Genomic DNA, 25,329 nt, shown 5'->3' with positions numbered 1-25,329 from the left:
TGACGCATCAGCTTTCCCATCGCCGCATCACCTGACACAAGCGTCAACATGTCGTTCTCTTCGCGCGTAAGCATCCTGTCATCTCCTCCGGTTCCGCTCGTGGCGGCCAACTTGGGCTGGACGTTCGTTCACCACAAATTAGCTGTCTAAGTTTTTATCGTCAACCCCTGGCCGCAACTCCGGCGGCCGTGATCCTGGCCTTGCCGAATGATGCTTTTACCCCTGCCCGGCCAAGTTCACGTGAATATTCTTTTCATGAGTGAAAGACATCAGTTCGCCAATGCCTTCCTCGCGGCCGATCCCGGATTGCTTTACTCCGCCGAAAGGTGCGCCCAGAAAATGCAACCCGACCTCGTTGATCCAGACAAATCCGGCCTCGGCGCGGGATGCGGCGCGGTGGGCTGTCGCCAGATCCTTGCTCCAGATCGAACATGTAAGGCCAAAGGGCAAGCCGTTGACCTCGTCCATCATGGCGGCTTCGTCGGACCAGCGCCGCACTGCGAGAACGGGTCCGAAGATCTCTTCGCGCGCGATCGTCATCTCGGGCGTCACATCTGCAAAAATCGTGGGCGTGATAAAACAGCCATCTGCCAGATCACCCTCGGTTACCGCGTGTCCGCCGGTGACAGTCCGCGCGCCTTCGCGTTTGGCAGACTCGATATAGCCCATCACCTTGTTGAAATGGTCGCGTCCGACGAGTGCGCCCATGGTGGTGGCCGGATCGGTCGGAATGCCGGGCTTGTAGCGCGCCACCTGGGTCGCCACCCGGTCAAGCACGGCGTCGTGCAGATCGTCGTGCAGAAACGCCCGGCTGGTCGAACCGCAGGACTGCCCGCACCACCCAAAGTTCATGCCGCGCACAATGGCATCCGCGATCCGGTCAGGGTCGCTGTCGGGATAGGCAATCAACGCGTTCTTGCCGCCCAGTTCCAGCAACACGGGCTTGAGTGTCTCGCTGGCGCCCCGCATCACGGCCTTGCCGGCACCGACCGACCCGATCAGCGTCACCTTTGCAACATCGGGGTGCGTGGCCAGCGCCGCACCGGCCTCGGTTCCGCCCGGCAGCACGCTGAAGGTGCCCGCCGGCATCAGGCCATCGACCAGTTCAGCCAGCCGCAACGCCGACAGCGGCGCCTGAACCGGCGGCTTGATGATGACCGCATTTCCCGCGGCCAGTGGCGCGGCCATCTTGCCGCCGCAGAACATGAATGGATGATTGAACGCAAGGATCCGCGCGACAACGCCCAGGGGTTCGCGCACCGTCATGTTGAGGCGATCCGGGCCCATGGGAATGGTGTCACCTTTCATCTCGGTCACCAGCCCGGCGAAAAACTCCATCTGCGCCGCCGCGATCGCCGCGTCGCCTTTCATTTCAGTATAGGGGTTGCCGCAATTGGCCGCGTCGATCAGTGCCAGTTCATCGCCATGACGGCGCAGCAGTGCCGCGATCTCCTTGAGGATGCGCGCACGCTCCAACGGCTTCACATCGCGCCATTCCAGAAAGCCGGACCGGGCCGCCGCAACTGCAACATCAACATCCTGTGCTCCAGCCTCGGCCACCGAAGCCAGAACACCCCCCGTCGCCGGGTTCAATGTGTCGGTGTAAACCCCGCCAACCGGGCTATGCCAGCGGCCACCGGCATAAATATCCAGATGCTGCGGCAATGCGGACATGAAAGTGTCAGTCAGGTTATCCGGCACGTGTTCATCCTCCCAAATGTTGGTTTTGGAAGTATCTTAGAGATCTAATGGGAGTCAAGAACCGAGCGGGCATCCCGACAGGGCTGAACGGGATGCCAGTGCAGCCAAAGCCCGGATAGCCCGCACAGATTGTCTTGGCGGTCTTCGGCTGGGCGCACATTCAAAACCTGTTCGCGGGAATTTTGAAATAGGCATGACCGTCTGCCTCTTCGGGCGGCAGGCGCCCACCGCGCAAATTGACCTGAAGCGCGTAAAGCATCCTGTCTGGCAGACCAAGCGTGGCGTCCCGGTCTTCGCGAAGCTTGACGAATTCATCGCGTGATTTCCCCTCCCCGACGTGCGGATTGCTGGCGCGATGTTCGGACACAGTGGCTTCGCAGGCCGCCTCATCCCGCGTATCAGTGCCGTAGTCGTGCCCAACGAACAGCCGGGTGTGATCGGGCAAGGCAAGGATCGTCTGGATCGAATCCCACAGCGCACCGGCGCTGCCGCCGGGAAAATCCGCGCGCGCCGTGCCCACATCCACATGCATCAACGTGTCGTGGACAAAGGCCGCATCCCCCGCGACATAGGTTATCGACCCCAGCGTATGACCGGCCGACAGCAGGACGTTCACCTGCAGATCGCCGATCATAATGCTGTCGCCATCTTTTAGAAGCTTGCCGAAATCCTGTTCGACCGGAAAGGCGTCAGACAGGTTGTAATAGTCGCGCCAAAGGCGGGCGATGTCGGCGACCTTCTGCCCGATCGCGTGGGGCGCGCCGGTTCGCGTGGCAAGACAATGTCCGGCGCTAAGGTGATCGGCGTGGGGGTGCGTGTCAAGGATCCACTGCACCTCATATCCCTTATCGGCGACGATCTTCAGCAGCATGTCAGCGTTTGTGGTTGATGTACGCGCCGACGCGGGATCGAAATCCAGGACCGGGTCGATGATGGCGCATTTGCCCGTGGCCGAATCGGCGCAGATATATTGCCAGGACCCGGTTGCCACGTCGTAGAGACAGTGGACATTCGGTCCGCCTTCTGCGGATGAGCTGAGATAGTGTTGCTTGCTTGGCATTCGCACGCTCCAGTTGGTGTCAACTGACGTACCAATTTCTGCCAAGCCCTTGGGGTTCCGACGGGCCAAGAGTTTTCACGATGATATTCAGCTCCGATGTGGCGCTTCTGGGTGTGAACCTGCGCGACGGGCAGGTCTTTCCGCTGGCCGACCTTCTGAAAGAGAGGGGCGTGCATCTGGTCTTCCACCCGGGGCACATGGACGACCCGGAGATCGTGCACCGCTATGCGGGCGCCGTGACCTGCCCCAAACCCGTCGACACGTACCCCTTGGAAACCGCTCTGATCGCGCCGGAAACAGCTGACGCGTGACCGAGTAGAGCGCGCTACGCGCCTCTGCGTTGGCCGCTCGGGTCGTCGCCCGAGCGGTTTCGCTTGATACCGTCTGTCAGGACTTTAAGCCGCTCGTCTGCTCGCCGCAGCGCTTGACCCAATCCTGAATCGTCGCATGGTCCGGTAACAGGTCGGGGAACCATGCAAAGGGCGAGCTGCACAGCATGTCTGCCGCGCTGAAACGATCGCCCAGCAGCCAAGGGCCGCTCCCCAGTGGCTTTGCCAGAGTGGCGGCCATGGTGTCCAGATCCCGCAGCGACGCCGTGATCGCCGGATGGTCAAACCCGGTCCAGTGCAGGATAAGCAGCGGCTCCATGATCCCCTGATAGTAGAACAACCACGACAGATAGGCCCCGCGCCCCGCCTCGCCCGGCAGCGGCCCCAGTTTCGCCGCGGGGTAGGCATCTGTCAGATAGGCCACGATGGCGCCGCGTTCGCGCACCGCCTCTGCGCCATCGACGAGATAGGGCACCTTCTTTTCGGGATGCGGGTTTTCGGGGTCGGGCGCGCCGGATCCATCCTGACGGGTAATGGTGACTCCGCGAATGTCGATATCGGCGTTCAGCATCTTCACCAGCGTGACGATCGTATCAGAGCGCGAGTGAGGGGAGTGATAGAGCGTGGCCATGAATGCCTCCTTATGATCTGTGCCGGGACGTGTTACGCCCGGACCACTGACAGAAAGAGGCAGTAGCGATGGCACGTCCCGACCGATTGATGCGTTTGCTGGATGCAATGCGTCGCCTTCCCGCGCCAGTGACCGCCGAACGTCTTGCCGCAGAAACCGAGATTTCGCGCCGCCAGCTGTATCGCGATATTGCCACGTTGCGCGCGGGCGGCGCACTGATCGACGGCGCTGGCGGCTTTGGCTACACGCTCACAGAAGATCCGGCGCTGCCGCCGCAAAGCTTTTCGCCGCTGGAGATCGAGGCGCTGATGCTGGGAATCGGCAGCCTCGACCATCTTGGCGATGTCGATCTTGCGCGGGCGGGGCGCGATGCGCTTGCCCGGATCATTGCGACCCTACCGCAAGGCCAGGCACGCAGGGCGATGCACACGATCCTGAGATCCTGGCGCCCCTCCGATGTTCGCCCCGATTTGCATATTGATATCGATGTCCTGCGGCAGGCCTGTTGGGACGAAACCAGCCTGTGGCTGACCTACCGCGACCTTAAGCAGAGCAGGACGGAAAGAGAGGTTTGGCCTCTGGGCCTGTCCTACAGCCCCGATGCACTGATGCTGCTGGCCTTCTGCCAGCTTCGGCAGGACTATCGCATTTTTCACGTGGTGCGCATCGAACAGGTGCGCCCAGGTGGCACCAGTTTTCGGCCGCGCCGGGTGGAACTGCTGCGTGGCTACGCGGCCCGGCGCATTGCCCCGGGATCGAAGGAATGCACCTAGCCCAGCCTGAACCGCGACACGGCCTGTGCGTCGAGGTCCCAACCGCCCCCCGTGTGTCGCCACACGGCAGATGCCCGTCTGAATCCGGCTGGACGGGATCAAGATAAAACTCCTGTAACCGTGGCTCGACACGCCGCCCCCCATCGCTTCGGTAAAGGCAGAGATGCACAGGAAGTCACTCGGCCCGCCCGCCAACCTTGCGTCGGGCTGAACCACCGAACCCCGCCCCGAAAGGATCAGATCGCAAAATCCGTCGAGCCCATTTTCCTGTTCCCCCGCCACGGTGGGAACCGGCAATTGTTGGGCATCTCAGTGCTCCATCGGGGAACCATCGGCCCGCAGCTTCATGCCGACACGGATAGGGCGCACCGGCTGTCGACGGATCGCGCCATCGCGCAAGGCCGCGCCCAGCCCCGGCGCATCGCCAAGCCTGACGTGGCCATCCTGCTGAACCGGGGTGGCTGTCACCAGCTCACCGGCAATATGGTCGGTGGTGGCGACGGCGTCGTCCAGACGTTGGCAATCGCTGCGGTTCTGCTCTTGCGTCTCGGCCCCGTCGAGGACGGGATTGACGTGGCCGATGGCAGTGAAGCCCGCCGCCTTCAGGGCGATGCATTGCGCGACAGGTTCGCCACGGGACGCGCCGCGCGCCTGACCATACACCCGGGCGCGGTCGCGGAATCGCCCGCCCAGCAGATCGACAATCGGGGCGCCAAGGCGCTGGCCCTTGATGTCCCACAGCGCAATGTCGATGGCAGGGATGGCCGCCATAATGACCGAACCGCTGTAGCTGCCGAACCGCAGCATCACCTCCCAATTGTGCGCGATGTCGCAGGCCGACTGCCCGACAAGATACGCGCCGAACTTGCCGATTGCGGCCTCGGTGGCCTCGAGGTGCGCCCAGCTGCTTGCCTCGCCCGCGCCGACGTTGCCATCGCGCGTTTCCACCTCGACAAACAGGAGCGTGTCGATGGCAATCGGCGTGACGCGGGTAATGACAGAGCCGCGCGGCCCGGTGCCGATCGGATCGTACAGCAGAGACCCCGACGCCATTGCATCGCTATGGACAACCTTGGCCGATTAATCCGCAAAGCTGGCGATCAGGGAAATGTCGGGCTGGCGCAGGTGAGCCGCTCGGTGCGGATGTCGACCACCTCGACCGCGCCTTCCATCACCTTGCCGGCGTCGCGGTCTATCAAGGCGTCAAGCCGGTTGGCCATGGCATTGCCTTCGACCGTGCTGTCGGCCCAATGGCGGATGTTGTGGGCCACATCCTGCGAGGAAAACGCATCCCCGTTCGACCAAAGCACGCCATCGCGGACGTGCAGCGTATAGGTCCGCGCGTCGTCCGACACCTCCCAGCGCTCAAGCAACTGCACCGAGAAGGTAAAGTCGATCTCCCAGCGCACCAGATTTTCGCACAACATGCCGGCCACATTGCCCTGTTCGGGCAGGTCGAACATGCGCGGGTCGGTGATGTCGACAACCGTGCGCCCGATCTTCAGCACCCCGCCCTTGCGCGGTGTTCCGGTTTGCGCCCGAGCCGGCGGCGCGAACCCCAAAAGCCCATAGGCTGACGCAGAAGACAGGCCCAGCGTGCTGGCCATGGCCAGAAATTCGCGGCGGCCAACCTGACCGGCGGCATCCGGGCTCCCCAACAGCTGGATCGTCTGGGCCAACTTTGCATCTGACTTGGGCTTTCTCCTTTCACGCGGTGCGCGCCGAATGCCTGCAGCCTCAAACAGGCCCGCGTGATTTTCCGCGCATAGATTGGCCACGCTGTGCAGAAATACGGCAGGCTTCGCCCAAGCGGGACAATTCACACACTTCGCATCTTTTGGGCAATTTTCGAAAATACCACAGCAATGTCAGACCGTTAAAAGGCTCGCTCTTGATAGAACCAGCGCCCCAAACTTTACAATCCACAACAAATCAGCCGATCCAAGGGGGGCGGCAATGGATGGCGCGACCTGCCCGCCCCCGCCCGGCGCACGCAGCTGATCTTCATGGCCAAGCTCATCGACAGCCTGTATCCGCGATTCCGCCTGTTCCTGTATGGTGGCCGCCCGGACTATTGCGCGCCACGAACGATCTTTGGCCCGGCCTTCGCCGTGCTGTTTCTGGGCGAAGGTTATGCCGTTCTGAAATCCCAAAAGCAGGTCCAGACCTTGACCCGCCAGTTCGACAACCTGATCCGCAAGGCGGTGGTGACACCCGACAGGGTGGCATCGTGGTTGACGGATTTGGCGCAGGAGATTCCGCGCTAGCGCCGGTCAGCCGAAAATCTGTTTATAGTCTTCGACCGAACGGCTTAGCGCCTTGGCGCGAGGTATCGCCTTGGACGGCAGATCAAGATCGGCGTCGTTGATGACCATGATATGAGCCTCCAGCGCCGCGGCGGCCTGATCCAGCCGCCCTGCCTCAAGATGCAGAAGGATTTGCTTGTGCTCGGCAAAGGATTGTTTTCGGTAGTCACCCGAACCGCTTTGCAGGCAGACACGCAACGCCTCGATCCCCGACGCGGTCAGGTCATAGGCCTGCGGCAGGTAGCTGTTGCCCGAGTTGCGGATGAACGCCTGATGAAACGCCATATCCGCCGCTTCGTATTGCTTCCACTCGGCGGTGTTCAACGCCTCTTCCATTCGCCTGATCGTCGCGTTCAGGGTGCCCAGAACCGCCTCGCCCGCGGCCTGCATGGACAGCCTCAGCGCGGCGGTTTCCAGCACCGCGCGAAAGGTGCTCATCTCTCGCACGTCCTCGCGGCTTGGCGAAAACACATAGGTACCCGCCTGCGGAACGATCGTGACAAGGCGTTTGTCGCGCAGCTCGAAAAACGCGGTGCGGACCGGGGCTTTGCTCATCCCGAGTGCATCGGCAATCTGCACTTCCGAAAGGCGTTCGCCAAACTTCAGATCGCCCGAGACGATCGCGTCCCTGATCCGGGTAAAGGCTTCTTTGCTCAGCGACACGTCGGTTTCCTTTCAGTCGTCAAACCTAAATCGTAACCCCCTAAGGTCGCACAACTTTCCGCGCTTATGGGCCGCCGGATCGCCGCTGTTTTACAGCCAGCGCCCGCGCAAGTCCATTTTATCAGGTTGACAGGCTGTTTGAAATACTAGAATTCTAGTATTGTTAGTTTTTCCAAAAGGGCGCCTATCTCATGAGCAGTTTTCGTCTTCTGACCCCGGATGCGCAGTATCCCGACGACGCGCTGATCGAGCGTGAGACGGCGGGGGCAGATGTGCACTGGAGCATCTATCGCGAGCGGACACCCGACGCGATTCCGGCCGACGAATGGAGCCGGGCGGATGCGCTGGTGGTCTGGCACGAGATGCCTGTCACGGCCGATGTCATCGCGCGGCTGGATCGGTGCCAGGTGATCGTGCGTGCCGGAGTGGGATTTGATCACATCGATCTGGAGGCCGCCGCAGCCCGCGGTATTCCGGTGTGCAATACGCCGGACTATGGCACCAGCGAAGTGGCCGATCATGCCATCGCGATGATGCTGAACTTCAAGCGCGGGCTGTCGACCTATCACCAGGAACTCATGGCCTCGCCTCAAGATGGGTTCGATCACGCGCGCGCGCCGCTGATGGGGCGGCTGCGCGGGCGTACCTTCGGGATCGTCGGACTGGGGCGGATCGGTACCGCCACCGCGCTGCGGGCCAAGGCGTTCGGGCTGAACGTGGTCTGCTACGATCCGCATGTGTCACGCGGAACCGAGATCGCCGTGGGCGTGCAACGTGTCGAAACGCTCGAAGCACTGCTGAAGGTCGCCGATGTCGTGTCGCTGCATTGCCCGCTGACCGATGAAACCCGCGGCATGATCAACGCCGATACGCTGCGCCTGATGAAACCCGGTGCCATCGTCATCAACACCGCGCGCGGCGCCATTGTCGATGTGCCCGCGCTGCTGGAGGCGCTGCGCAACAACGTCATCGCGGGCGCGGGGCTGGATGTTCTGCCGGTCGAACCGCCCAGCCCCGAAGATGCCATTTCGCGCGCCTATGCCGGGCAAAGCGATCCGCTGACGGGCGAGCGGCTGTTGCTGTCGCCCCATGCCGCGTGGTCCAGCCCCGAGAGCGTGGCCGACGCCCGCAGACTGGCCGTGGAAACCGCCATGCTGCGCCTGCGCAGCGGCACGATACGGAATCTGGTGAACCAACCGGAACAGGGATTGGTCCCGGCGGCGGAATAACCCGCCACGGGAACGAAACGACCCCCGCGCATTCACGGCGCGCAGGGGCGGGTTGCGCAGGGAAAACCGGCCAGCCGCACATGCCAACATGGCTTTAGGGAGGAAACAATGGCCAATACGTTCAACATGACAGTCGTCGCCGGGGTCATGACCGCGGCGATGGGGATTTCTGCGCAGGCGCAGGACTTCTCGTTCAAGTTCCAGTCGGTCGATCCGGCAGGGAACCCCAACTTCCAAATCCAGAACGAATGGACAGAACGCGTCGGCGTGATGAGCGGCGGGCGCATCAAGATCGAACTGCTGCCCGTGGGCGCGGTCGTGGAATACAACGAAACCCAGGATGCCGTCGGCGCCGGCATTCTTGACGGGCACATCACCGATGTCAGCTATTTCTCGGGCAAGGATCCGGCCTTTGGCCTGATCGCCAACCCGATCGGCGCGTGGTCGTCGCCCGACGAAATGCTGCGCTTCATCCGCTATGGCGGCGGGCAAGAGCTGATGGCGAAGCTGGAAGAACCCTATAACATGCACTTCGTCGGCGCGACGACAACGGGCCTTGAAGGGTTCGTATCCAAGCGGCCGCTGTCGGGCGTCGATGATCTGAAGGGGCTGAAAGTGCGCGCGCCCGAAGGTCTGATCCAGCAGGTGTTCGCCGCAGCCGGGGCGGTGCCCGTCAACCTGCCCTACGCCGAGGTGTTCACCGCGCTCGACAAGGGTGTGATCGACGCGGCGGATTCCACGGTCTTCTCGACCAACCATTCGCAGGGTCTGCACAAGGCGGGAAACAACCCGGTGTTCCCCGGCTTCCACTCGATGCCTCTGGTTGAAGTGTCGATGAACCTCGACAAATGGAACGCGCTGCCCGAGGACTTGCAGGAAATCATGACCGTCTCGGTCCGTGACCTGGCCAACGACATGGTCTCGCAGCTGTCGATCAAGGATCTTGAAGCCGTCGCCGAAGCCAAGGCCGATCCCAACATCACCGTCCACGACTGGCCCGCCGCCGAGCGCGCGCGTTTCCGCACCATCGCTATGGGCCAGTGGGAAAACGTGGCCAGCCAGTCCGACAACGCCCAGCAGGTCTATGACACGCTGACCACCTACCTGAAAGAACAGGGTCTGCTCGACTAAGGCTCTGACGACTGTGGGCGGGCCCGCGAATGGCCCGCCCTTCCCTTCCGACATGACCCGGACGACACCCCATGGCGCAGCCAGACGACACCCCGATACCGGCGCTCCCTGATGCGCCGACCTCCCCGGCACGCAGCCTGCCCGAAGCAGGCCGGTTTGGCCGGTTCCTGGAACGCACCTCGGTAATCTTTGCGATCGGGATCGTGCTTGCGATGGCGATCCTCGTCTTCGAGGTGATCAGCCGGTATTTCTTTGGCGCGCCGACGATCTGGGCGCATGAAACCTCGACCTTCCTGAGCGCCGTCACCTTCATCTTCGGCGGATTGCTCTGTGTCGTGCGCAATTCGCATATCCGCGTCGTGCTGCTGTACGATCTGGTCCGGGGCAAGGCGCTGCAAATGCTGAACGCGCTGATCTCGCTGGCCTGCGCCATCTCGACCGGCTTCTTCGCATGGGCCGCATGGCGCACGGTGAAAAAGGCGGTGTTTCGCCCGTCGGGCGACTTTTTTCTTGAAACCAGCGGCTCGGCGTGGAATTCGCCCGCGCCCGCGCTGATCAAGATATTCCTGTTTCTGGTGCTGATCGCGATGAGTCTTCAGTTCCTGATCCTTGCCATCAATTACCTGCGCGCCGCGCGCAGCCATAAACGGGCGCTGCGCTGATGGATGTTCTTTCCTCACTTCTCGATCTGTCGGCCCTTGGCATCGGCGCAGGCACCCTGGTGATGTTCGGCTTGCTCGTCTTCCTGTTGCTGACGGGAATGCCGCTGGCACTGGTGACGCTTCTGGTCGCCCTTCTCTTCGCACTCGGTTGGTTCGGCCCCATGGCTGTGCCGCTTATCACCAGCAGGGTCTATTCCTTCGTGTCGTCCTTCGTCTTCGTCTCGGTGCCCATGTTCGTGCTGATGGCGGCGATCCTTGATCGATCGGGCATTGCGCGCGACCTGTTCGACGCGATGAAGCTGGTCGCGGGCCGTGTGCGCGGTGGGGTTGCGGTGCAGACGATCTTTGTCGCCGTCATCCTTGCCGCGATGAGCGGGATCATCGGTGGTGAAATCGTGCTTTTGGGTCTTGTTGCGCTGCCGCAGATGCTGCGCCAGGGCTATGACCGCCGCCTTGCCATCGGCGTGGTTTGCGCGGGCGGGTCGCTGGGCACCATGGTGCCGCCCTCGATCGTGCTTATCATCTATGGGCTTACCGCCAATGTCTCGGTTGGCGAGCTGTTTACCGCCGCCTTTGTGCCAGGCTTCATGCTGGCGTCCTTCTATGTGGCCTACGTGCTGTTCCGGTCCTACACCGACCCGACAGTGGCCCCGCCTCCCATGACCGAACGGATGGACATGGCCGAGCAGATGAAGCTGCTGCGCGGGCTGATCCTGCCGATCCTTGTCGTGGTTTTCGTGCTTGGGTCGATCTATGGCGGCATCGCCTCGGTCACCGAAGCCTCGGCCGTTGGGGTTGCCGGGGTGATACTCTCCACCATCCTGCGCCGTGAATTCACCTTTCGGATGCTGGTCGATGCCGCGATGCACACGCTGACCACCGTGGGCATGATCGTCTGGATCGGCATCGGTGCCAGCGCGCTGGTCGGTGTCTACAACCTGATGGGCGGGATCGACTTTATCTCGTCGCTGATCACCGGCGTCTCGGAAAACCCGACGACCATCATCCTGACGATGATGCTTATCCTTTTCGTCCTGGGCATGTTCCTTGACTGGGTTGGCATCGCGCTGCTGACCATGCCGATCTTCGTGCCGGTGATCCGCGAGCTGGGCCTGGATCCGATCTGGTTCGGCGTTCTGTTCGCGATGAACATGCAGGTGTCGTTCCTCACACCACCCTTCGGTCCGGCGGCCTTCTACCTAAAGAGCGTGACGCCACCAGACATCACGCTGGGCGAGATTTTCCGATCGCTGGTCCCGTTCATCTGCCTTCAGGTGCTGGCCGTCGGGCTGCTCGTCGCCTTCCCGCAAATCGCGGTCTACTAGGCCCCTGCCTCGCTACATAAGACAAAGGACATATCATGAAACTCGTACGCTTCGGTGAGGCAGGTCAGGAACGGCCGGGACTGATCGACACAAACGGCGACCTGCGCGACCTGTCGGCGGAAGTGGCCGATATCGACGGTGCCGCACTCGCCCCCGAAACCCTGGCCCGGCTGGCCGCGCTGGACGCCTCCACGCTGCCCGTGGTCAACGGCGCCCCCCGCCTTGGCCCCTGTGTCGGCAAGGTGGGCAAGCTGGTCGGGATCGGTCTGAATTATTCCGATCACGCCGCCGAAGCCGGAATGGACGTGCCAAGCGAACCCATCGTGTTCCTGAAGGCGACAACCGCCATTTCCGGCCCATACGACGATGTGCAATTGCCTGCCGGGGCCGAGAAGGTCGACTGGGAAATCGAGCTGGCCTTTGTCATCGGCACGCGCGCCAGGAACGTCTCGAAAGCCGAGGCGCTGTCGCATGTGGCGGGCTACACTATCGTCAACGACGTGTCCGAACGCGCGTGGCAGGCCGAGAGGCAGGGCCAGTGGACCAAGGGCAAAAGCCACGACACCTTCGCCCCCATGGGCCCTTGGCTGGTCACCGCCGACGAGATCGCGGATCCGCATGATCTGGGGATGCGGCTGGATGTGGATGGCGAACGCCGGCAAGACGGATCGACGCAAACCCTGATCTTCGGCATTGACCACCTGGTATCCTATCTCAGCACATTCATGACGCTGGAACCGGGCGATGTGGTGACAACCGGAACGCCTCCGGGGGTCGGGTTGGGCATGAAACCACAGGTCTTCCTGAAAGACGGTCAGGTGATGCGGCTGGAAATCGACGGGCTGGGTGTTCAACAGCAAACCTGTGTGCGCCAGCCTTCCACATAGCGACGGCGCGATTTGAATTGCGCGCCCTGACCTGTGGCTGAATCGACTGTCTGATCGAGGATGAGAGCCGATCAGCCACAGATCAATGCGACACGCGCGGCGCCAGCACCACGCTCGCCCCTGCAAGCACGTCACCTATCGCGTTGAACTGTTCGGTATAGTGCCGTCTTGCCCACCCTGCCCCAACGTGTCGGGCCCGTCCGCGCGTAACCTCGCGGCCGGGCCGGGTACGTTTCGGGGCCAGTTTTTCAGCGGTCTTCATTCGGCAGCATCCCCAGGATCACGGCGTCTTAGTTTCGCCGGTTTCTGGTCCAATCGTAATGGGATCGGTTGTCTTCGAAGAATCCGCGGCGTTCTGTCTGCACTGACATGCCTGCGATGGCGCGGATAATCCTCGTGATTGAAACGGGAAGCCCCGACTGTGGGCGCGCCGTTGCTTTTTAATATGTAACGCTTAATGTAACACTTATAAGCCACAGTCCCTAACTGCACTTGTAAGCGGTACATTCAAGGAACCAAATTTTTGAAACCGGACCTCAAATTTGCGCGCGTGCTTCATGCCTTGATCCATATCTCGTTTCGCGGGCGCGTGATGTCTTCGGCTGAAATCGCCACGATGTTGTCGACAAATGCGGTCGTGGTGAGGCGCATGTTGGCCGGCCTGCGAGAGAAAGGACTGATCGAAGCAACCAAGGGAAGAACCGGAGGCTGGCGGGTCGTGCGACCGCTTGAGTCCATTTCCGTCGCCGACGTGTTCGAAGCTCTCGACCGTCCGGGCTTGTTAAAATCTTCAGTGCCGGATGCCTACCCAACCTGTGCGGTAGAGCGCGCGGTGAACAGCACTCTCACTCGGATCGAGGCCGACGCCGCAGGTCAGATGCTTGCCCGGTACCAGGCTCTCACCCTGCGCGATATCGCGAGGGTGGCGACGGAAAGCGAAATGCAGAATTGACTGAATAGCGCGCCAGCGTGCGCGAACGATGTGAACCACAGGGGCGTCAGCACCCTGCCCGCCTCAGCCTTGATACAAGCTTGGTCTTGCCCGCGTCCAACTTGCCTTGCGTGCCCGGCGCGGCCGCATTTGCCGGACAGAGCGTAAAACTGATCTTTCATTGAATCCCTGCCAACTGGTATGATCGCGCGCGAGGTTGGTTCGGGGCGTTCGTAGCTCATCAACTCTGTGGCGTGGGCTTCGACCGAAAGACCACAGGTTCGCGGGTTTTTGCATATTCCGACGTGACCGGTATCGTTTGTTGGGATAGTGTGCATTGATCACGCTCGAACGTTATCAATCAGTTTGTCGTGCGACGTCATGGTTCGTCAACGGCGCTTTTCCTGTAAATCTCTAGCTGAAACCGCCCTACTCTTCGGCGTGCCGATATGTCCAATAATGACAAAAGTTGGAGTATTCTTGAAGGCGTATCTTTTGGTGCTGACTCTCAACTATGGCATCGAATGTGCCCGTGATATTTAACGCAGAATATCATGGCTTGTCGTTACCTTGTGCATCGTAGTCGTGCATCGTTCAGCGCCAGAATCGCTTCGTTGCAGTGCAGCTTGACTATGGATGTGGTCCGGTAAACCATTTCATTGCGTGCACGACACATACCACGTTTTTAGAATTAGGCTGCTGACTTAACAGCTGTTAAGTCAGCCATCGGGCTTGCTGGCACTGAACGGGTGCAGACCTTAACAGCTGTTAAGCCGCCCTCTTCTCATTAACTAGCGCCATGACCATAGGCCCACAGGAAAAGGCACCTGCGGCAGCTTTAGAAGCCAGAGAGCGCAAGTAGCCGTTCGGAGACCGGATGCTTTCAAACCGTTCGAGCATTGCCACCACCACCACGGCGGCCTGTTCCGGCCCCATGCTGCGCTGCGCGTCTTCCCAAGCGATCGGGCTTATCCCCATGGCAGGACGCACGTGACAGGCCGCATCATGAAGCTGATGCCAATGTCTGATCTCGCCATCATAAAAGGTTCGCAGGGTTGGGCATCCCGCGATGACGGTGCTGAGTGGTAAACTCGGGGCCTGCGAGCGATCTTCGAAGTTCGATGGTGACTGACGCTGCTCCTTGCAGGTAGTAGGCTTGCTTTCAGGCAGCCTGTCTTCGATGACCTTCGTTTCAATATCAATAGATTCTTTTTTTGAATTATGTTGGTGCTGCTCAATCTGAACAGCACTGGTGCTCAGATTGGCTGTATCAGGTCCATCTATCAGGTCGCGTGCGGCATCCAGAAGGGCCAGAAGGTCGGTGCGATACCGGGCCAGATCGTCAAGGCTCAGCTTGCGGCGCAGCGCCCTCGCGATAAGAATTGCCATGTCGCGCATCTGATCCCACAAACCACTCTGTGGCAGGGTTTGCGCCCCGAAGTCCGCCAAGGCGGCAGCGTCGCGCCGCATCAGGCTCACACACTCCCGCAGCCGGCGAACGCGCTCTTCGGCACTTCGAACCGCTTCAGCTGTACGGGCGATTTCTTCTGTGCGTTGGTACAGGGGCGTCAGATCAAACCCAAAGGCAACGCGGTCCGACCCGTGTCTGCGCACGTACCGTTTGCCATTGGGGCTGTCGCGTCGATCCAACAAACCTGCCTCGATCAGCCGCGCCATGTGCCGCCGCATGGTCGAACAGGGCATGCCGTTCAACCGCTCGCAGATTGTCTTGTTCGACGGAAACACAATCATCTCGGCGGTCGCGCTCAGGTCATCTTCAGGATAAAAGCTCAGCAGCCCTTGCAGAACCGTCAGATCACGTTCTGTTACGCCAAAGGCGGCCTGCGCTTTCGACAATTCCCGAAGCACCTGCCACTTGTTGACGGGTTTGCCGGAAAGGGATGCCTCTGTTGCGTCGGGCCCACGCAAATGGGCGCGCGAAATCGGCCGCATAAACGGCGATATTGGCGTGTACTCCATGAAAATATTCACGAAGGCAAAAATTCTACGGCCCGCGAATCGCTTTGCGCTTGCGGGGTAGGGGCCAGAACGCTACATTCAGAGGTGCGAAAACTGAGATTTTGTAGCGGGCTATGCCCGGTGCGAAACCTTATAAAGGTCTCGTGAAGCTTGCTTCTCGGGGCCTTTTTCTTTTTTTGCCTGTATCGTGCCTCCTTGTTCTAGCGTTGCTCTTCCTCAGTCTTCTGAACGCTTCCAGCGCTCATGAAGCTCGGTGATCAGCTGTGGGGCATTGCCCTCGAACCAGCTGATAAAGTCGGGGTCTTTGGCCGTCAGGTCGAGTTTCAGTTGCCTGCCGTTCCGATTGGTTCTGACAGTGGCCGTGCCAACGCCTGGAAGCGAAAGGGCAGGGGTGTCGGTGGCGGCGGGCTTAGGCGTGCTGTCAATGCGCTTTGCAGCGGTCAGCACGGCAAGAAACGCACTGTCCGATATCTCGTCAGGTGTTCCCGTGCCGGTGTCCCGCGCAGCAAGCGCGACGGTGCGCAAATGGTCGTGATCTGCGCCATCGGCCATCGCTTTTTTCAACTCTTCCCACCTGGGGCGTCCGATGCCGGGTGCGGCACCAATGGCCTGAATCAATTCGTCACCCACGGTGCGAACCACGCCCAACAGTTGCGAAACCCCGGCTTCATGCAGATTCAGCACCTCGGCCACACCCCGATTGCTGCGTTCGGCCCGATCCAGGTGATCGCCGTCGAGCAACGCCGCCGCCACAAGCGCGCGTTCGATAAAACTCAGGTCTCGCCGTTCTTGGTTTTCAAGCAGCTGATCTTTCAGGGCCTGTTCGCCGTCAACTTCGGTGACAATGGCCCGAACCTTGATACTCAGCGCGCGACAGGCTTCCAGCCGCCGCCGACCGTAGATCAGGGCATAGCGGTCGTTTTCAAGCGGACGCACAAGGATCGGCACGCGCTGGCCGTTCTTCGAAATCGAATTTTTCAGCCCATCAACATCGACTTCAAGTCTGTCATCAAACCGGCCAACGGTTTCGATCTGCATCGGGTCGATTTCGAACACACCACCCCGCAACCGGCGCCCTTCCAGGGCATCGGGGGCGTTGCGAAGGGTCTGCAAGGGCAGGCCGAGCTTAGGCTTTCTTGCCATTCCGCCCCCATGTGGTTTGAATGATATCTGAAATCTCGTCGTTGACCGCGTTCATCGATTCGATGGCCCGGTCAAAGGTTTGTCGGGTGAAATCCTTCTTGTCAGCCTCGTATAGAGTCTGCTTTGTCAGCCCTGCATCCGAAATTGCGGTGGATTCTACCATGTGATTGGTCAGCACAGACCGTCCGAACAACCCACGGATAAAAGCGATGACCTCGGTTTGCGGAGCATCACCCACCTTGTAGCGCGTTGGAAGAAAGCGCAGCCAGTCGAACTGCAGATTGGCGCCAGCGTCGCGGATAACACCCAGCAGATCGGCCGTCATGCGCAGGAACTGCGACATTGACATCAGGTCCAGCATCTGCGGATGAACCGTCACCAGCACGCCTGACGAGGCCGAAAGCGCCGACATGGTCAGGAAGCCAAGCTGCGGGGGGCAGTCGATCACCACCACGTCGTAATCGGCTTCTACTTCGTCCAATGCGTCTCTAACACGGGCGAAAAACGCCTTTGCTCCGCCCCGTTGGATTGCGGCAGGTGTTTCGTGTTCGAATTCCATCAGCTCCAGATTGCCGGGAATCAGATCAAGACCGTGGATATACGTCTTGCGGATCACATCGGTGATTGGAACCGGATCGTCATAGCGCACCGCATCGTAAAGCGTTCCGCCTTCAACCAGATCAAGTTCTGGTTGGATCCCGTGCAGCGCCGAAAGCGAAGCCTGGGGGTCGAGGTCGATCGCCAGAACCCGGTATCCCCGCAGCGCCAGCCGTTGGGCCAAATGGGCCGAGGTGGTGGTTTTACCAGACCCACCTTTGAAGTTCACGACCGACACCACCTGAAGCACGTCGCCATCACGGCGGCCCGGCAAATAGGTTCCTGTCTTTTTCGTATTACTTTCAAGGGTTTGCCTGATCTCCCAGATGTCATCCAGGGTATAGCGGCGGTGGCTGCCCGCTGTGGTTTCCACATCAAGGATCTTGCCTTCCCGATGCAGCTTGCGCAGATAGGTGTGGTCAACGCCAAGCAGTTCGGCGGCCTCGCCGCTGGTCAGCGTCCGCATGACCTTTCTTGCATCAGGTGGAAAGTGTGCCGCCCGTTGCGCATGCAGATTCGACGCAAGAAGCTCTGCGTAGCGCCCGATGGCAATGTCTAGGTCCTGCTCTGCTTCGCTCATCTCTGCCCCGAACCGTGGGCGCGTTTTTTATGTGACCGCGCGTTATTTTTCGAGACTATTGCCCGAGAGGCCAGAGTCGTGCAAGCGTTTTCTGGACTCCATATACCCCTCAATGTGCGCCGCCAGAATGATTTTTCGCCAAATGACTGCATTGGCGGCTCAATCGACAGGGTAGGGGAGAATAGACCCTAAAAGCGTTTTAGAGTCTTATATCCCCGATTGATACCCGTTGCTAAGGCCGCGGGTCTCGTACCAACTTGGCTCGTTCGGCATCGAGGACGCGGCGCCAGATGCCGGGCCGTTCGGGATTTGGTTGAAAGACAGCAGCCAGCGTGGCCGGACCGCATGCGGCAGGAAAACGGGCGGGGTATCCGTCAGCTTTCCGGCAAGAAAAAGCGGCCATCCCAAAGGAATGGCCGCCTGCGTTCGTTGGCCCGTCAAGCGGGGAGGAGCTTAGCCAAGCTGAACGCTCAGCGGATCGTGGGCATAGACCCAAGCCGGATCCTCGGGTTCCTTCAGCCATGTATTGGCGTTCGAAATGGTCTGGACCTTGGTCGCCCGCTCGCGGCGGGTGTTTTCATACAGCTTGAAGGCGCTGGCGTAATCTTCGGTCCCGACCTCTTCAAGGCAGCGTACCAGAACGGCGGCATCTTCGATTGCCATGCAGGCACCCTGCGCCATATGCGGACGCATCGGGTGGCAGGCATCGCCCAGCATACACAGGCGGCCCTGGCTCCACAGGTTCAGCGGATCGCGGTTCCAGAACGGCCATTTGGTGACCTCTTCGGTCGCGTCGATCAGCGCGTTCACCACCGGGTGTGAGCCGCCAAAGATCGCTTCCATCTCTTCGCGCGAGCTATCTACGAACCCGGTGTCGTGTTCCCAGCCATCCACCGGGACGCCGGTGACATAGTAATATTCCGAGGCGTCGCGTTTGGTCGCATAGGCCATGATGTGGCGCGACTGTTCCCACCACCATTTCACACAGGGCTCGAAATCCAGCCCCGAGGCGCGCAGCTTGTCCATGTTGACCAGCGCACGATGGCCGATCCAGCCCGAAAAGCGCGGCTTTTCCACGCCCAGCAGCTTTTCCCGGATCAAGGAATTGATGCCGTCTGCGCCGATCACCAGCTTCGCGGCAACCTGCTTGCCGTTGGCAAAGCTCAGCAGCACATCATCGTCGCGTTCGGTGATGTCGGTCAGCCGGTAATCAAAATGCAGCCGGTCCTGCGGCAGCGCGGCAATCTGTTCGGCGTGCATGTCGCCGCGGTGAATCGTGATATAGGGCGCGCCGTATTCCTTCTTGGCAAACTCGCCCAGTTCGATCCGCGACAGATAATCGCCGGTCAGCCCGTCGCGCGAAAACCAGTAATCCGGGTGCGACCCGATCGAGGCCAGACGATCCTCGAGCCCGATCTTGCGGAACACCTTCATCACGTTGGGGCCGATGTGAATGCCGGCGCCCAGCCGGGTGAATTCCGGCGCCTGTTCAAAGCAGTGCACGGAGAAACCCGCGTCGTCCAGCAGCGCCATCGCCGCCGCGCCACCCAGACCCGCGCCGATAACGGCGATGTCCACCTGATCGATCGAGTGCATGTAAGTTCCTCTCTGCGTCTTGAATTATTGTTTGTATACTAACGAATATTCCGGTGCCGGTCCAGCCCAAATCCGGGGTGCACCATACATCTTTTCGCGCCAACCGACCCGTATCTGCCCAAACAGGCCGCGAAACATCCACGTTTGATCGGGTTTTGTGCAAATGACGGCCGTATGGCGCCTATTCCCATGCCGGCAGGTCGGGCGCATATCGGGCGCGCAGGTAGCGGCCCAGCGATTCGATCTGTGTATCGCTCAGCTCGCCTCCAAAGGCGGGCATGTCGCGCAGGTCGTGGGTCATCGGGGCAACCAGCCCCTCGCGTATCACGGTTTCCAGCCCTTCGGGGGTTGGTGCGCGCACCGCAGTGGACTGCCCCAGTGGCACATGCGCCGCCGTCACCGTTCCGGCAATCGCCGGTTCGTGGCAGGTGGCGCAGGCGCTTTCAAACAGCCGGTGCGTCGCATCCGGCGCATTGGGCAGAACCGGTTCGGGCGCCGCGACTTCGGTTCCTTCGGTCAGCGTTGCCAGATAGGTGGCCATGGCGCGGATGTCCGCATCTGGCACCGGGGCAAGGCTGGCCACCACATCGGCCATCGGCCCCGAGGCGGCGGCCCGGCCGGGCGCCACCCCGTCGCGCAGATAACTGTAGAGGCTGTCGGCATCCCAGCCGCGCGCACCGGCGGCGCTGCCTGCCAGCGCGGGGGCGAACCAGCCCTTGATCGTGGCCCCCGAGAGTGCCGCCGCGCCGGTCTGCTCGGCGCCAAGCGCGTTGCGCGGGCTGTGGCAGGCGCTGCAATGTCCCGCGCCCTCGACCAGATAGCGGCCTCGGTTCCAATCGTCCGATTGGGCCGGGTCGGGCGCCAGTTCGGCGGGTCGATGGAACAGCGCGTTCCAGACCGCGTTCGTGGGGCGCAGGTTGGTGGGGAACACCATCTGCGCCGTCGGCACCTCTGCGCGTACAGGCGGCAGGGTCTGAAGATAGCCGTAAAGCGCATACATATCTTCGCCGCTCATCCGCGCGAAAGAGGTGTAGGGGAAGGCCGGGTACAGGTTGTGCCCATCGCGGCTGATCCCTTTGCGCATCGCGCGGTCAAAGGCGGTAAAGCTCCACCCGCCCAGCCCGGTGTCGCGGTCCGGAGTCAGGTTCGTGGTATAGATCGTGCCAAAGGGCGTCTCGATAGGGCGGCCGCCTGCATTGGCCACACCCCCCTCGGCGGTGTGGCAGGTGGCGCAGTTGCCGGTGGCAAAGACCTGCGCGCCGCGCTCCAGCAGGTCCGAGGAAAAGCTGCCGGCACCGGGGGCGGCGCTGGCCGGGATGCTGCGGGCCATAGGCAGGGCAACGGCGCCTGCGGTCAGCGCGCCGCCGATGGCCGCCGCCATAGCCAGGACACGCGGCTTGCGCCGGGTTCGGCGGCGTGGCGGGGTTCGGCCGGGAAGGGCAGGGGGCATGGTCTCGCGCGGGGCGATGCCCAGGGCATCGCGCATCCGTTCAGGGGTAAAGGGCGCTTCGCGCATCCGAACGCCGGTGGCATCAAAGATCGCGTTGGCAATGGCCGCCGCCGACGGCACCGCCGCGCTTTCGCCGACCCCCAGCGCAGGCTCCTCCGGGCGCTCGATCAGCAGCGTGTCGATCTCGGGCACTTCGGGGAAGGTCATGATCGGGTAGGTCGCCCAGCTTTGCGGCGTGACCGTGATCTCGTCAAAGCTGACCTCTTCTTTCAGCACGCGGCTGGCGGTCTGGTTGATGTTGCCGTGAATCTGGTGGCGCACCCCGTCGGGGTTGATGACCAGGCCCTGATCCTGGCCAACAAAGACGCGGGTCATGGTGACTTCGCCGGTCTCCATGTCGATGGCCACATCGCAGACCCAGGCGGCCGCGGCGGCGGCGGTGCCGGGGAAGGGGCCGTGAACATAGGTGGCATAGGCAAAGCCGCTGCCATAGGCCATCCGCCCCTCGCGGCGCAGGCGCGGCGTGTCGCGCGCATCCCATCCGGCGGCGTCGGCGGTGCGCCGGATCAGATCGGCGGCGCGCGCATCCTCGATATGCTCAAGCCGGAAGGCAACAGGGTCCTTGCCCGCCTCATAAGCCATTTCGTCGATGAAACTTTCATGGGCAAAGGTGTTGGGCAGAGCCGAGACACCGCGCATCCAGGCCGCGCGCACGATCGGCGCCATGTCGTGGACGGTGATCCGCTTGTGCGGGATCCGATAGGGCGGAATGGTGGTGCGGTCGCCCATGTCCGAAGGCCGAGGCTCGGGTGACACCGCGCCGGTCAGCAACAGCGCCAGATTCGGCCCCCGGTTCGACGGATACCATGTATCAAGGCTGTAGGCGTGCAGCGCCCCGTCCTTCAGCCCGCCGGTAATGTCCATCAACTGCGCGGCGCCCTTTGGCTCCCACAGATGTTCCTGCGCGCGGGTCAGCTGAACCCGCACGGGGCGGCCAATGGCGCGGGCCAGCAACAGCGCATCGCCGCAGACATCGTCGGCGCAGTTGCGCCCATAACACCCGGCGGCCTGATAGCGGCGAATGTCGATTTGATCCGCAGGCAGGCCGGTCAACGTTGCAAGGTCGCCGCGCAGCATGTGCGGGTTCTGGCTGCCCGACCAGACAATGGGCGCGCCATCGTTCCAGTCGGCCACCGCGCAGGATGGCCCGATCGAGCCATGCAGGTGATAGGGCCAGACATAGGTGCGCGACAGGCTGACATCCGAGTCGGCCAGCCCCGCGTCGAAATCGCCGCTGCGATCCAGCGCGCGCGGCGTTGCGGGCTGGTTGCGGATCGCATGGCGCAGATCGCGCAGGTCAACCTGTTCCGGGGGCTGGCGCCACTGCACCGGCAGGGCGTCGGCGATGGCCTGCGCCTGATCGGCGCGGGTTGCCACGACGCCCAGAAAATCGCCGTCGCGGACCACGGCGATAAAGCCGGGCATGTCGCGCACTGCCGTTTCGTCCCAGCCGATCAGGCTGGTACCGATGAACGGGCCGCTGTCGCGCCCGCTATAGGGCGGGCGGATCACGTGGCCATGCACCATCCCGGCCACGTCGACATCGTGAATATAGGTGTGTGTGCCGGTGACCTTGGCGGGCAAATCCTGCCGCGCGGTCTTATGCCCGACGATCCGGTAATCAGAGGGCGCCTTCACCGGAGTCGACAGTTCCAGCGGCAGCGACTCGGCGCGCCCTTCCAGCAGCGCTTCGAGCCGGACCGAGGTGTCTTTCCAGTGGATCACGCCGTCGCGCAATTCGACTCCGGTTTCCGGCGCGTTCAGACGCCGGGCGCCGCGCCGCATCAGCTCTTGGCGCAGCTGTGCGGCGGCGGCGCGCAGGGGAACCGCCGCGATCTGAATGGTTTCCGACGCGATGGTCGGCCCCTGATCGGGGGTGCGCGCGGTGTCGCCCAGGATCACCTGTACCCGCTCCAGCGGCAGATCAATCTCTTCCGCGACGATCTGCGCCAACGCCGTCTGAATGCCTGTGCCAAGGTCGACGTGCCCGTTGAAGGCGGTCACCACGCCCGCGCTGTCGAAGGTCACAAAGGTATCGCGCCCGGTTTCGGTATCGCGATGGATCGAAAGGCTGCCCTCGGAAAGATCGGTCATTCGGACATTGCCCCTGTCTCTGTGGCGGCCTGCCCAGACGCCTCTGCCGCCATCGCCCGCGCCGCGTGCAGGACCGAGGCGACGATTTCCTTGTGGGTGCCACAACGGCACAGGTTATGCGCCAGCGCGGCGCGGATTAGGCTCTCATCAGGATTCGGATCCTGTCGCAGCAACGCGACGGCGCTCATCACCAAACCGTTCAGGCAATAACCGCATTGCGCGCCTTCTTCGGCGACAAACGCGGCCTGAACCGGGTGCAGGGCGCCAGTTTCGGCATCGGCCAGCCCTTCGAGCGTTGTGACCTCGCGCGCACCAACCTTGCCAGCCCGCATCACGCAGGCCCGCGCGGGGGCGCCATCCACCAGAACCGTGCAGGCCCCGCATTGCGCCATGCCGCATCCATACTTCGGCCCCTTCAGGCCCAGCTCGGCGCGCAGGATATCCAGCAGCGTGCGATGCGGATCCACGTCCAGCCGGCGGAGCGCACCATTAACCGTCAGGTGCAGCGATGTCGTCACGTCCGTCATCTGCGAAGCGTCCTTTTCCCTACAGTATGCCCGGACCGGAAACTGCATGTCAGATATACTTTTTGAATGTACACAAACAAATTTCAGGGCTGCGCGCAATGCTTGACCGCAGGCTTCGTGCTTCGGGCGGTCGATAAGGCCGCAAATGCCCGAAATCCGGGCCATCCCGCCGTGGCGAACGCGGGCGCCCCGGACAGGCGCCGACGAAAGGCACGGCGGGCTTGCCTCCGGGGGGGAGCCATGTAAACGGTGAACCGTACCGAAGACAGCGGAAGACCTGCCGATGGCGCTTAGCGGCCAAGACGAGACCCCGGACCAGACCCCGACAGACACGCCGGATTATGTTCTGGACGAACAGGTCGGGTTCCTGTTGCGCAAGGCCTATCAGCGGCACCAGACCATTTTTTCCGAGCGGATGATCGGCGGGCTGACCGCGACGCAGTTCTCGATGCTGTTTCGCCTGTTTCAGGTGCCGGGGCCGATTTCGCAGAATGCGCTTGGCCGACTGGTGGCGATGGATGCGGCCACCACCAAGGGCGTGGTATCACGGCTGCAATCGCAGGGTCTCATTACGTCCGAACGCGATTCCGAGGACAAGCGCCGCTACATGCTGCGCTCGACCGAGAAGGGCCGCGCCCTGATTCAGGAGGCGCTGCCCGTGGTGCTGGGCATCACCGAGGCCACGCTGGCGCCGCTGACACGGCGCGAGAGCGAGACGTTCCTGCGCCTGCTCGCCAAGTTGTGCTAGGTCGGCCCATTGGCCCGTCCCGCCGAACCTCGCCGCAAACCCGGCCGCCCGAAAGAAGCTGACGGAACCGATCTGCGTGACCGCATCCTCGATGCGGCCGAACTGGAATTCGCCGACCACGGGTACAACGGTGCCCGCATGCGCGACATCGCAGCGCGGGCCGGGGTGAACCCGGCGCTGATCGGCTATTACAACGGCTCAAAGGGTGCCCTGTACGAGCAGGTGATCCGCCGCAAGGGCGCAGGCATCGACATCGCCCGTCATGCCAATCTGGACGCGCTGTTGGCGCAAAGCCCCACGCCGGCCCTGCGGGATATCGTGCGCGCCTATCTGCAACCGCAATGGGACATGAAGGAAAGGGGTCCGGGCGGGGCGGCCTTTGTCCGTCTTCAGGCGCGACTGCACTCGGAACCCGAAGCGCGTGCGCTGCGGTTGCGTCGCGAGGTCTATGACCCGGCGGCCAAGCGCTATATCGCCGCGCTGGCGGTGGCGTTGCCGCATCTCACGCTGGAAGAAGTCAGCCTGCGGATGGCGTTCCTGGTGGGAACTTACCTGTTCATGCTGAACGATCTGGGTCGACTCGGCGACCTCACCGATGGCCGTGTTGCCGAGGTTGAAAAAGATGCGCTCTTGGATCATCTCGAGCGGTTCCTGGCGGCGGGATTGCGCGCAGATTGATGCTAAGTATCTGTAAAATATATACTTCATAAAGTGTGTATTTTTTAAACTTGTTTTTACACGAACAAAAAATTAAACAACTGAGTAATTCGTATACAAACAGGACCCTTAGTTATGCGCTCGATCCGAATAGGCCAGATTGTACCGAGTTCGAATGTGACGATGGAGACGGAGATACCTGCGTTGTTGCGGGCGCGTGAGGGTGTTTTTCCGGAGCGGTTCACGTTTCATTCATCGCGGATGCGTAT

General features: G+C 61.8%; 23 protein-coding genes and 1 pseudogene. 12 read left to right on the top strand and 12 right to left on the bottom strand.

Annotation, left to right across the window (positions count from 1 at the left end; all coding sequences use genetic code 11):
- Positions 1-216: 216 nt before the first annotated feature.
- Positions 217-1,701, bottom strand: coding sequence for an aldehyde dehydrogenase family protein (locus FGK64_RS21885; protein WP_246057908.1), 1,485 nt, complete (start codon positions 1,699-1,701; stop codon positions 217-219).
- A 160-nt stretch (positions 1,702-1,861) separates the two neighbouring features.
- Complete coding sequence (locus FGK64_RS21880) at positions 1,862-2,761, bottom strand: MBL fold metallo-hydrolase (RefSeq protein WP_138865988.1); 900 nt, start codon at positions 2,759-2,761, stop codon at positions 1,862-1,864.
- An 80-nt stretch (positions 2,762-2,841) separates the two neighbouring features.
- On the opposite strand from FGK64_RS21880, the gene FGK64_RS22405 reads away from it, so the two are divergent.
- Entirely contained in the window at positions 2,842-3,072 is a 231-nt protein-coding gene (locus tag FGK64_RS22405) for a response regulator (protein WP_210236618.1), read from the top strand.
- A gap of 76 nt (positions 3,073-3,148) precedes the next feature.
- Here the strand turns inward: FGK64_RS22405 and FGK64_RS21870 are convergent, their stop codons facing one another.
- A complete protein-coding gene (locus tag FGK64_RS21870; RefSeq protein WP_138865987.1) occupies positions 3,149-3,721 on the bottom strand; it encodes a glutathione S-transferase family protein in 573 nt (190 codons plus the stop codon).
- A gap of 68 nt (positions 3,722-3,789) precedes the next feature.
- On the opposite strand from FGK64_RS21870, the gene FGK64_RS21865 reads away from it, so the two are divergent.
- Positions 3,790-4,494 (top strand): helix-turn-helix transcriptional regulator, encoded by a 705-nt coding sequence (locus FGK64_RS21865; RefSeq protein ID WP_138865986.1) that lies wholly within the window; start codon positions 3,790-3,792, stop codon positions 4,492-4,494.
- A gap of 309 nt (positions 4,495-4,803) precedes the next feature.
- Here FGK64_RS21865 and FGK64_RS21855 read toward each other — a convergent pair whose 3' ends face one another.
- The gene (locus FGK64_RS21855) at positions 4,804-5,547 is read right to left on the bottom strand and encodes an enolase-like domain-containing protein (RefSeq protein ID WP_138865985.1); all 744 of its coding nucleotides are present in this window, start codon (positions 5,545-5,547) and stop codon (positions 4,804-4,806) included.
- 47 nt (positions 5,548-5,594) lie between these two features.
- Positions 5,595-6,173, bottom strand: coding sequence for an ABC transporter substrate-binding protein (locus tag FGK64_RS21850; protein WP_138865984.1), 579 nt, complete (start codon positions 6,171-6,173; stop codon positions 5,595-5,597).
- A 327-nt stretch (positions 6,174-6,500) separates the two neighbouring features.
- Here FGK64_RS21850 and FGK64_RS21845 point away from each other — a divergent pair, with 327 nt between their 5' ends.
- Complete coding sequence (locus FGK64_RS21845) at positions 6,501-6,761, top strand: hypothetical protein (protein ID WP_138865983.1); 261 nt, start codon at positions 6,501-6,503, stop codon at positions 6,759-6,761.
- A 6-nt stretch (positions 6,762-6,767) separates the two neighbouring features.
- On the opposite strand, the gene FGK64_RS21840 is transcribed toward FGK64_RS21845, so the two are convergent.
- Positions 6,768-7,463: a GntR family transcriptional regulator gene (locus FGK64_RS21840; protein ID WP_138865982.1), complete on the bottom strand. Its 696-nt coding sequence runs from the start codon at positions 7,461-7,463 to the stop codon at positions 6,768-6,770.
- Between the two features lie 191 nt (positions 7,464-7,654).
- On the opposite strand from FGK64_RS21840, the gene FGK64_RS21835 reads away from it, so the two are divergent.
- The 6 genes from FGK64_RS21835 to FGK64_RS21810 all read left to right on the top strand — a co-directional run bounded on the left by FGK64_RS21835 (position 7,655) and on the right by FGK64_RS21810 (position 13,649).
- Positions 7,655-8,692: a C-terminal binding protein gene (locus FGK64_RS21835; RefSeq protein ID WP_138865981.1), complete on the top strand. Its 1,038-nt coding sequence runs from the start codon at positions 7,655-7,657 to the stop codon at positions 8,690-8,692.
- Between the two features lie 108 nt (positions 8,693-8,800).
- A complete protein-coding gene (locus FGK64_RS21830; protein ID WP_246057905.1) occupies positions 8,801-9,823 on the top strand; it encodes a TRAP transporter substrate-binding protein in 1,023 nt (340 codons plus the stop codon).
- A gap of 71 nt (positions 9,824-9,894) precedes the next feature.
- Positions 9,895-10,485, top strand: a complete 591-nt coding sequence (locus FGK64_RS21825; protein ID WP_138865980.1) for a TRAP transporter small permease subunit — start codon at positions 9,895-9,897, stop codon at positions 10,483-10,485.
- A complete protein-coding gene (locus FGK64_RS21820) occupies positions 10,485-11,810 on the top strand; it encodes a TRAP transporter large permease (RefSeq protein ID WP_138865979.1) in 1,326 nt (441 codons plus the stop codon). Before FGK64_RS21825 ends, FGK64_RS21820 begins: the two co-directional genes overlap by 1 nt.
- 35 nt (positions 11,811-11,845) lie before the next feature.
- Positions 11,846-12,697 carry a fumarylacetoacetate hydrolase family protein gene (locus tag FGK64_RS21815; protein ID WP_138865978.1) on the top strand — a complete coding sequence of 284 codons (852 nt, stop codon included), beginning with the start codon at positions 11,846-11,848 and terminating at the stop codon, positions 12,695-12,697.
- Positions 12,698-13,220: 523 nt separating this feature from the next.
- A complete protein-coding gene (locus FGK64_RS21810) occupies positions 13,221-13,649 on the top strand; it encodes an Rrf2 family transcriptional regulator (protein ID WP_171054195.1) in 429 nt (142 codons plus the stop codon).
- Positions 13,650-14,396: 747 nt separating this feature from the next.
- On the opposite strand, the gene repC is transcribed toward FGK64_RS21810, so the two are convergent.
- The 6 genes from repC to FGK64_RS21780 form a co-directional block, all read right to left on the bottom strand.
- Positions 14,397-15,608 carry a plasmid replication protein RepC gene (repC, locus tag FGK64_RS21805; protein ID WP_138865976.1) on the bottom strand — a complete coding sequence of 404 codons (1,212 nt, stop codon included), beginning with the start codon at positions 15,606-15,608 and terminating at the stop codon, positions 14,397-14,399.
- 216 nt (positions 15,609-15,824) lie between these two features.
- Entirely contained in the window at positions 15,825-16,751 is a 927-nt protein-coding gene (locus FGK64_RS21800) for a ParB/RepB/Spo0J family partition protein (RefSeq protein ID WP_138865975.1), read from the bottom strand.
- Positions 16,735-17,928 (bottom strand): plasmid partitioning protein RepA, encoded by a 1,194-nt coding sequence (gene repA / locus FGK64_RS21795; RefSeq protein WP_138865974.1) that lies wholly within the window; start codon positions 17,926-17,928, stop codon positions 16,735-16,737. Before repA ends, FGK64_RS21800 begins: the two co-directional genes overlap by 17 nt.
- Positions 17,929-18,381: 453 nt before the next feature.
- Complete coding sequence (locus FGK64_RS21790) at positions 18,382-19,524, bottom strand: FAD-dependent monooxygenase (RefSeq protein ID WP_138865973.1); 1,143 nt, start codon at positions 19,522-19,524, stop codon at positions 18,382-18,384.
- 181 nt (positions 19,525-19,705) lie between these two features.
- The gene (locus tag FGK64_RS21785) at positions 19,706-23,128 is read right to left on the bottom strand and encodes a molybdopterin cofactor-binding domain-containing protein (protein ID WP_138865972.1); all 3,423 of its coding nucleotides are present in this window, start codon (positions 23,126-23,128) and stop codon (positions 19,706-19,708) included.
- The gene (locus FGK64_RS21780; RefSeq protein ID WP_138865971.1) at positions 23,125-23,655 is read right to left on the bottom strand and encodes a (2Fe-2S)-binding protein; all 531 of its coding nucleotides are present in this window, start codon (positions 23,653-23,655) and stop codon (positions 23,125-23,127) included. The genes FGK64_RS21785 and FGK64_RS21780 overlap by 4 nt, the downstream gene beginning before the upstream one ends.
- Before the next feature lie 283 nt (positions 23,656-23,938).
- Here FGK64_RS21780 and FGK64_RS21775 point away from each other — a divergent pair, with 283 nt between their 5' ends.
- The 3 genes and pseudogenes from FGK64_RS21775 to FGK64_RS22675 form a co-directional block, all read left to right on the top strand.
- On the top strand, positions 23,939-24,403 hold the full coding sequence (locus FGK64_RS21775; RefSeq protein WP_138865970.1) for a MarR family winged helix-turn-helix transcriptional regulator: 465 nt from the start codon (positions 23,939-23,941) through the stop codon (positions 24,401-24,403).
- Between the two features lie 9 nt (positions 24,404-24,412).
- A complete protein-coding gene (locus tag FGK64_RS21770) occupies positions 24,413-25,081 on the top strand; it encodes a TetR/AcrR family transcriptional regulator (protein ID WP_138865969.1) in 669 nt (222 codons plus the stop codon).
- Between the two features lie 114 nt (positions 25,082-25,195).
- Positions 25,196-25,329: pseudogene (locus tag FGK64_RS22675) on the top strand (Asp/Glu racemase); the annotation flags it as partial.

The sequence above is a fragment of the Arenibacterium halophilum genome (genome assembly GCF_005938225.1).
In the GTDB taxonomy this organism is placed as follows: Bacteria; Pseudomonadota; Alphaproteobacteria; order Rhodobacterales; family Rhodobacteraceae; genus Arenibacterium; species Arenibacterium halophilum.
This window is presented reverse-complemented; position numbering and strand designations above follow the sequence as displayed.

What these genes read in the sequence shown, in the direction of transcription:
- FGK64_RS21865 (WP_138865986.1), top strand. Translation starts at nt 3,790, where the DNA reads ATGGCACGTCCCGACCGATTGATGCGTTTGCTGGATGCAATGCGTCGC.
- repA (WP_138865974.1), bottom strand. Translation starts at nt 17,928, where the DNA reads ATGAGCGAAGCAGAGCAGGACCTAGACATTGCCATCGGGCGCTACGCA.
- FGK64_RS21870 (WP_138865987.1), bottom strand. Translation starts at nt 3,721, where the DNA reads ATGGCCACGCTCTATCACTCCCCTCACTCGCGCTCTGATACGATCGTC.
- FGK64_RS21825 (WP_138865980.1), top strand. Translation starts at nt 9,895, where the DNA reads ATGGCGCAGCCAGACGACACCCCGATACCGGCGCTCCCTGATGCGCCG.
- FGK64_RS21780 (WP_138865971.1), bottom strand. Translation starts at nt 23,655, where the DNA reads ATGACGGACGTGACGACATCGCTGCACCTGACGGTTAATGGTGCGCTC.
- FGK64_RS21800 (WP_138865975.1), bottom strand. Translation starts at nt 16,751, where the DNA reads ATGGCAAGAAAGCCTAAGCTCGGCCTGCCCTTGCAGACCCTTCGCAAC.
- FGK64_RS21880 (WP_138865988.1), bottom strand. Translation starts at nt 2,761, where the DNA reads ATGCCAAGCAAGCAACACTATCTCAGCTCATCCGCAGAAGGCGGACCG.
- FGK64_RS21785 (WP_138865972.1), bottom strand. Translation starts at nt 23,128, where the DNA reads ATGACCGATCTTTCCGAGGGCAGCCTTTCGATCCATCGCGATACCGAA.
- repC (WP_138865976.1), bottom strand. Translation starts at nt 15,608, where the DNA reads ATGGAGTACACGCCAATATCGCCGTTTATGCGGCCGATTTCGCGCGCC.
- FGK64_RS21815 (WP_138865978.1), top strand. Translation starts at nt 11,846, where the DNA reads ATGAAACTCGTACGCTTCGGTGAGGCAGGTCAGGAACGGCCGGGACTG.
- FGK64_RS21830 (WP_246057905.1), top strand. Translation starts at nt 8,801, where the DNA reads ATGGCCAATACGTTCAACATGACAGTCGTCGCCGGGGTCATGACCGCG.
- FGK64_RS22405 (WP_210236618.1), top strand. Translation starts at nt 2,842, where the DNA reads ATGATATTCAGCTCCGATGTGGCGCTTCTGGGTGTGAACCTGCGCGAC.
- FGK64_RS21845 (WP_138865983.1), top strand. Translation starts at nt 6,501, where the DNA reads ATGGCCAAGCTCATCGACAGCCTGTATCCGCGATTCCGCCTGTTCCTG.
- FGK64_RS21790 (WP_138865973.1), bottom strand. Translation starts at nt 19,524, where the DNA reads ATGCACTCGATCGATCAGGTGGACATCGCCGTTATCGGCGCGGGTCTG.
- FGK64_RS21835 (WP_138865981.1), top strand. Translation starts at nt 7,655, where the DNA reads ATGAGCAGTTTTCGTCTTCTGACCCCGGATGCGCAGTATCCCGACGAC.
- FGK64_RS21775 (WP_138865970.1), top strand. Translation starts at nt 23,939, where the DNA reads ATGGCGCTTAGCGGCCAAGACGAGACCCCGGACCAGACCCCGACAGAC.
- FGK64_RS21820 (WP_138865979.1), top strand. Translation starts at nt 10,485, where the DNA reads ATGGATGTTCTTTCCTCACTTCTCGATCTGTCGGCCCTTGGCATCGGC.
- FGK64_RS21855 (WP_138865985.1), bottom strand. Translation starts at nt 5,547, where the DNA reads ATGGCGTCGGGGTCTCTGCTGTACGATCCGATCGGCACCGGGCCGCGC.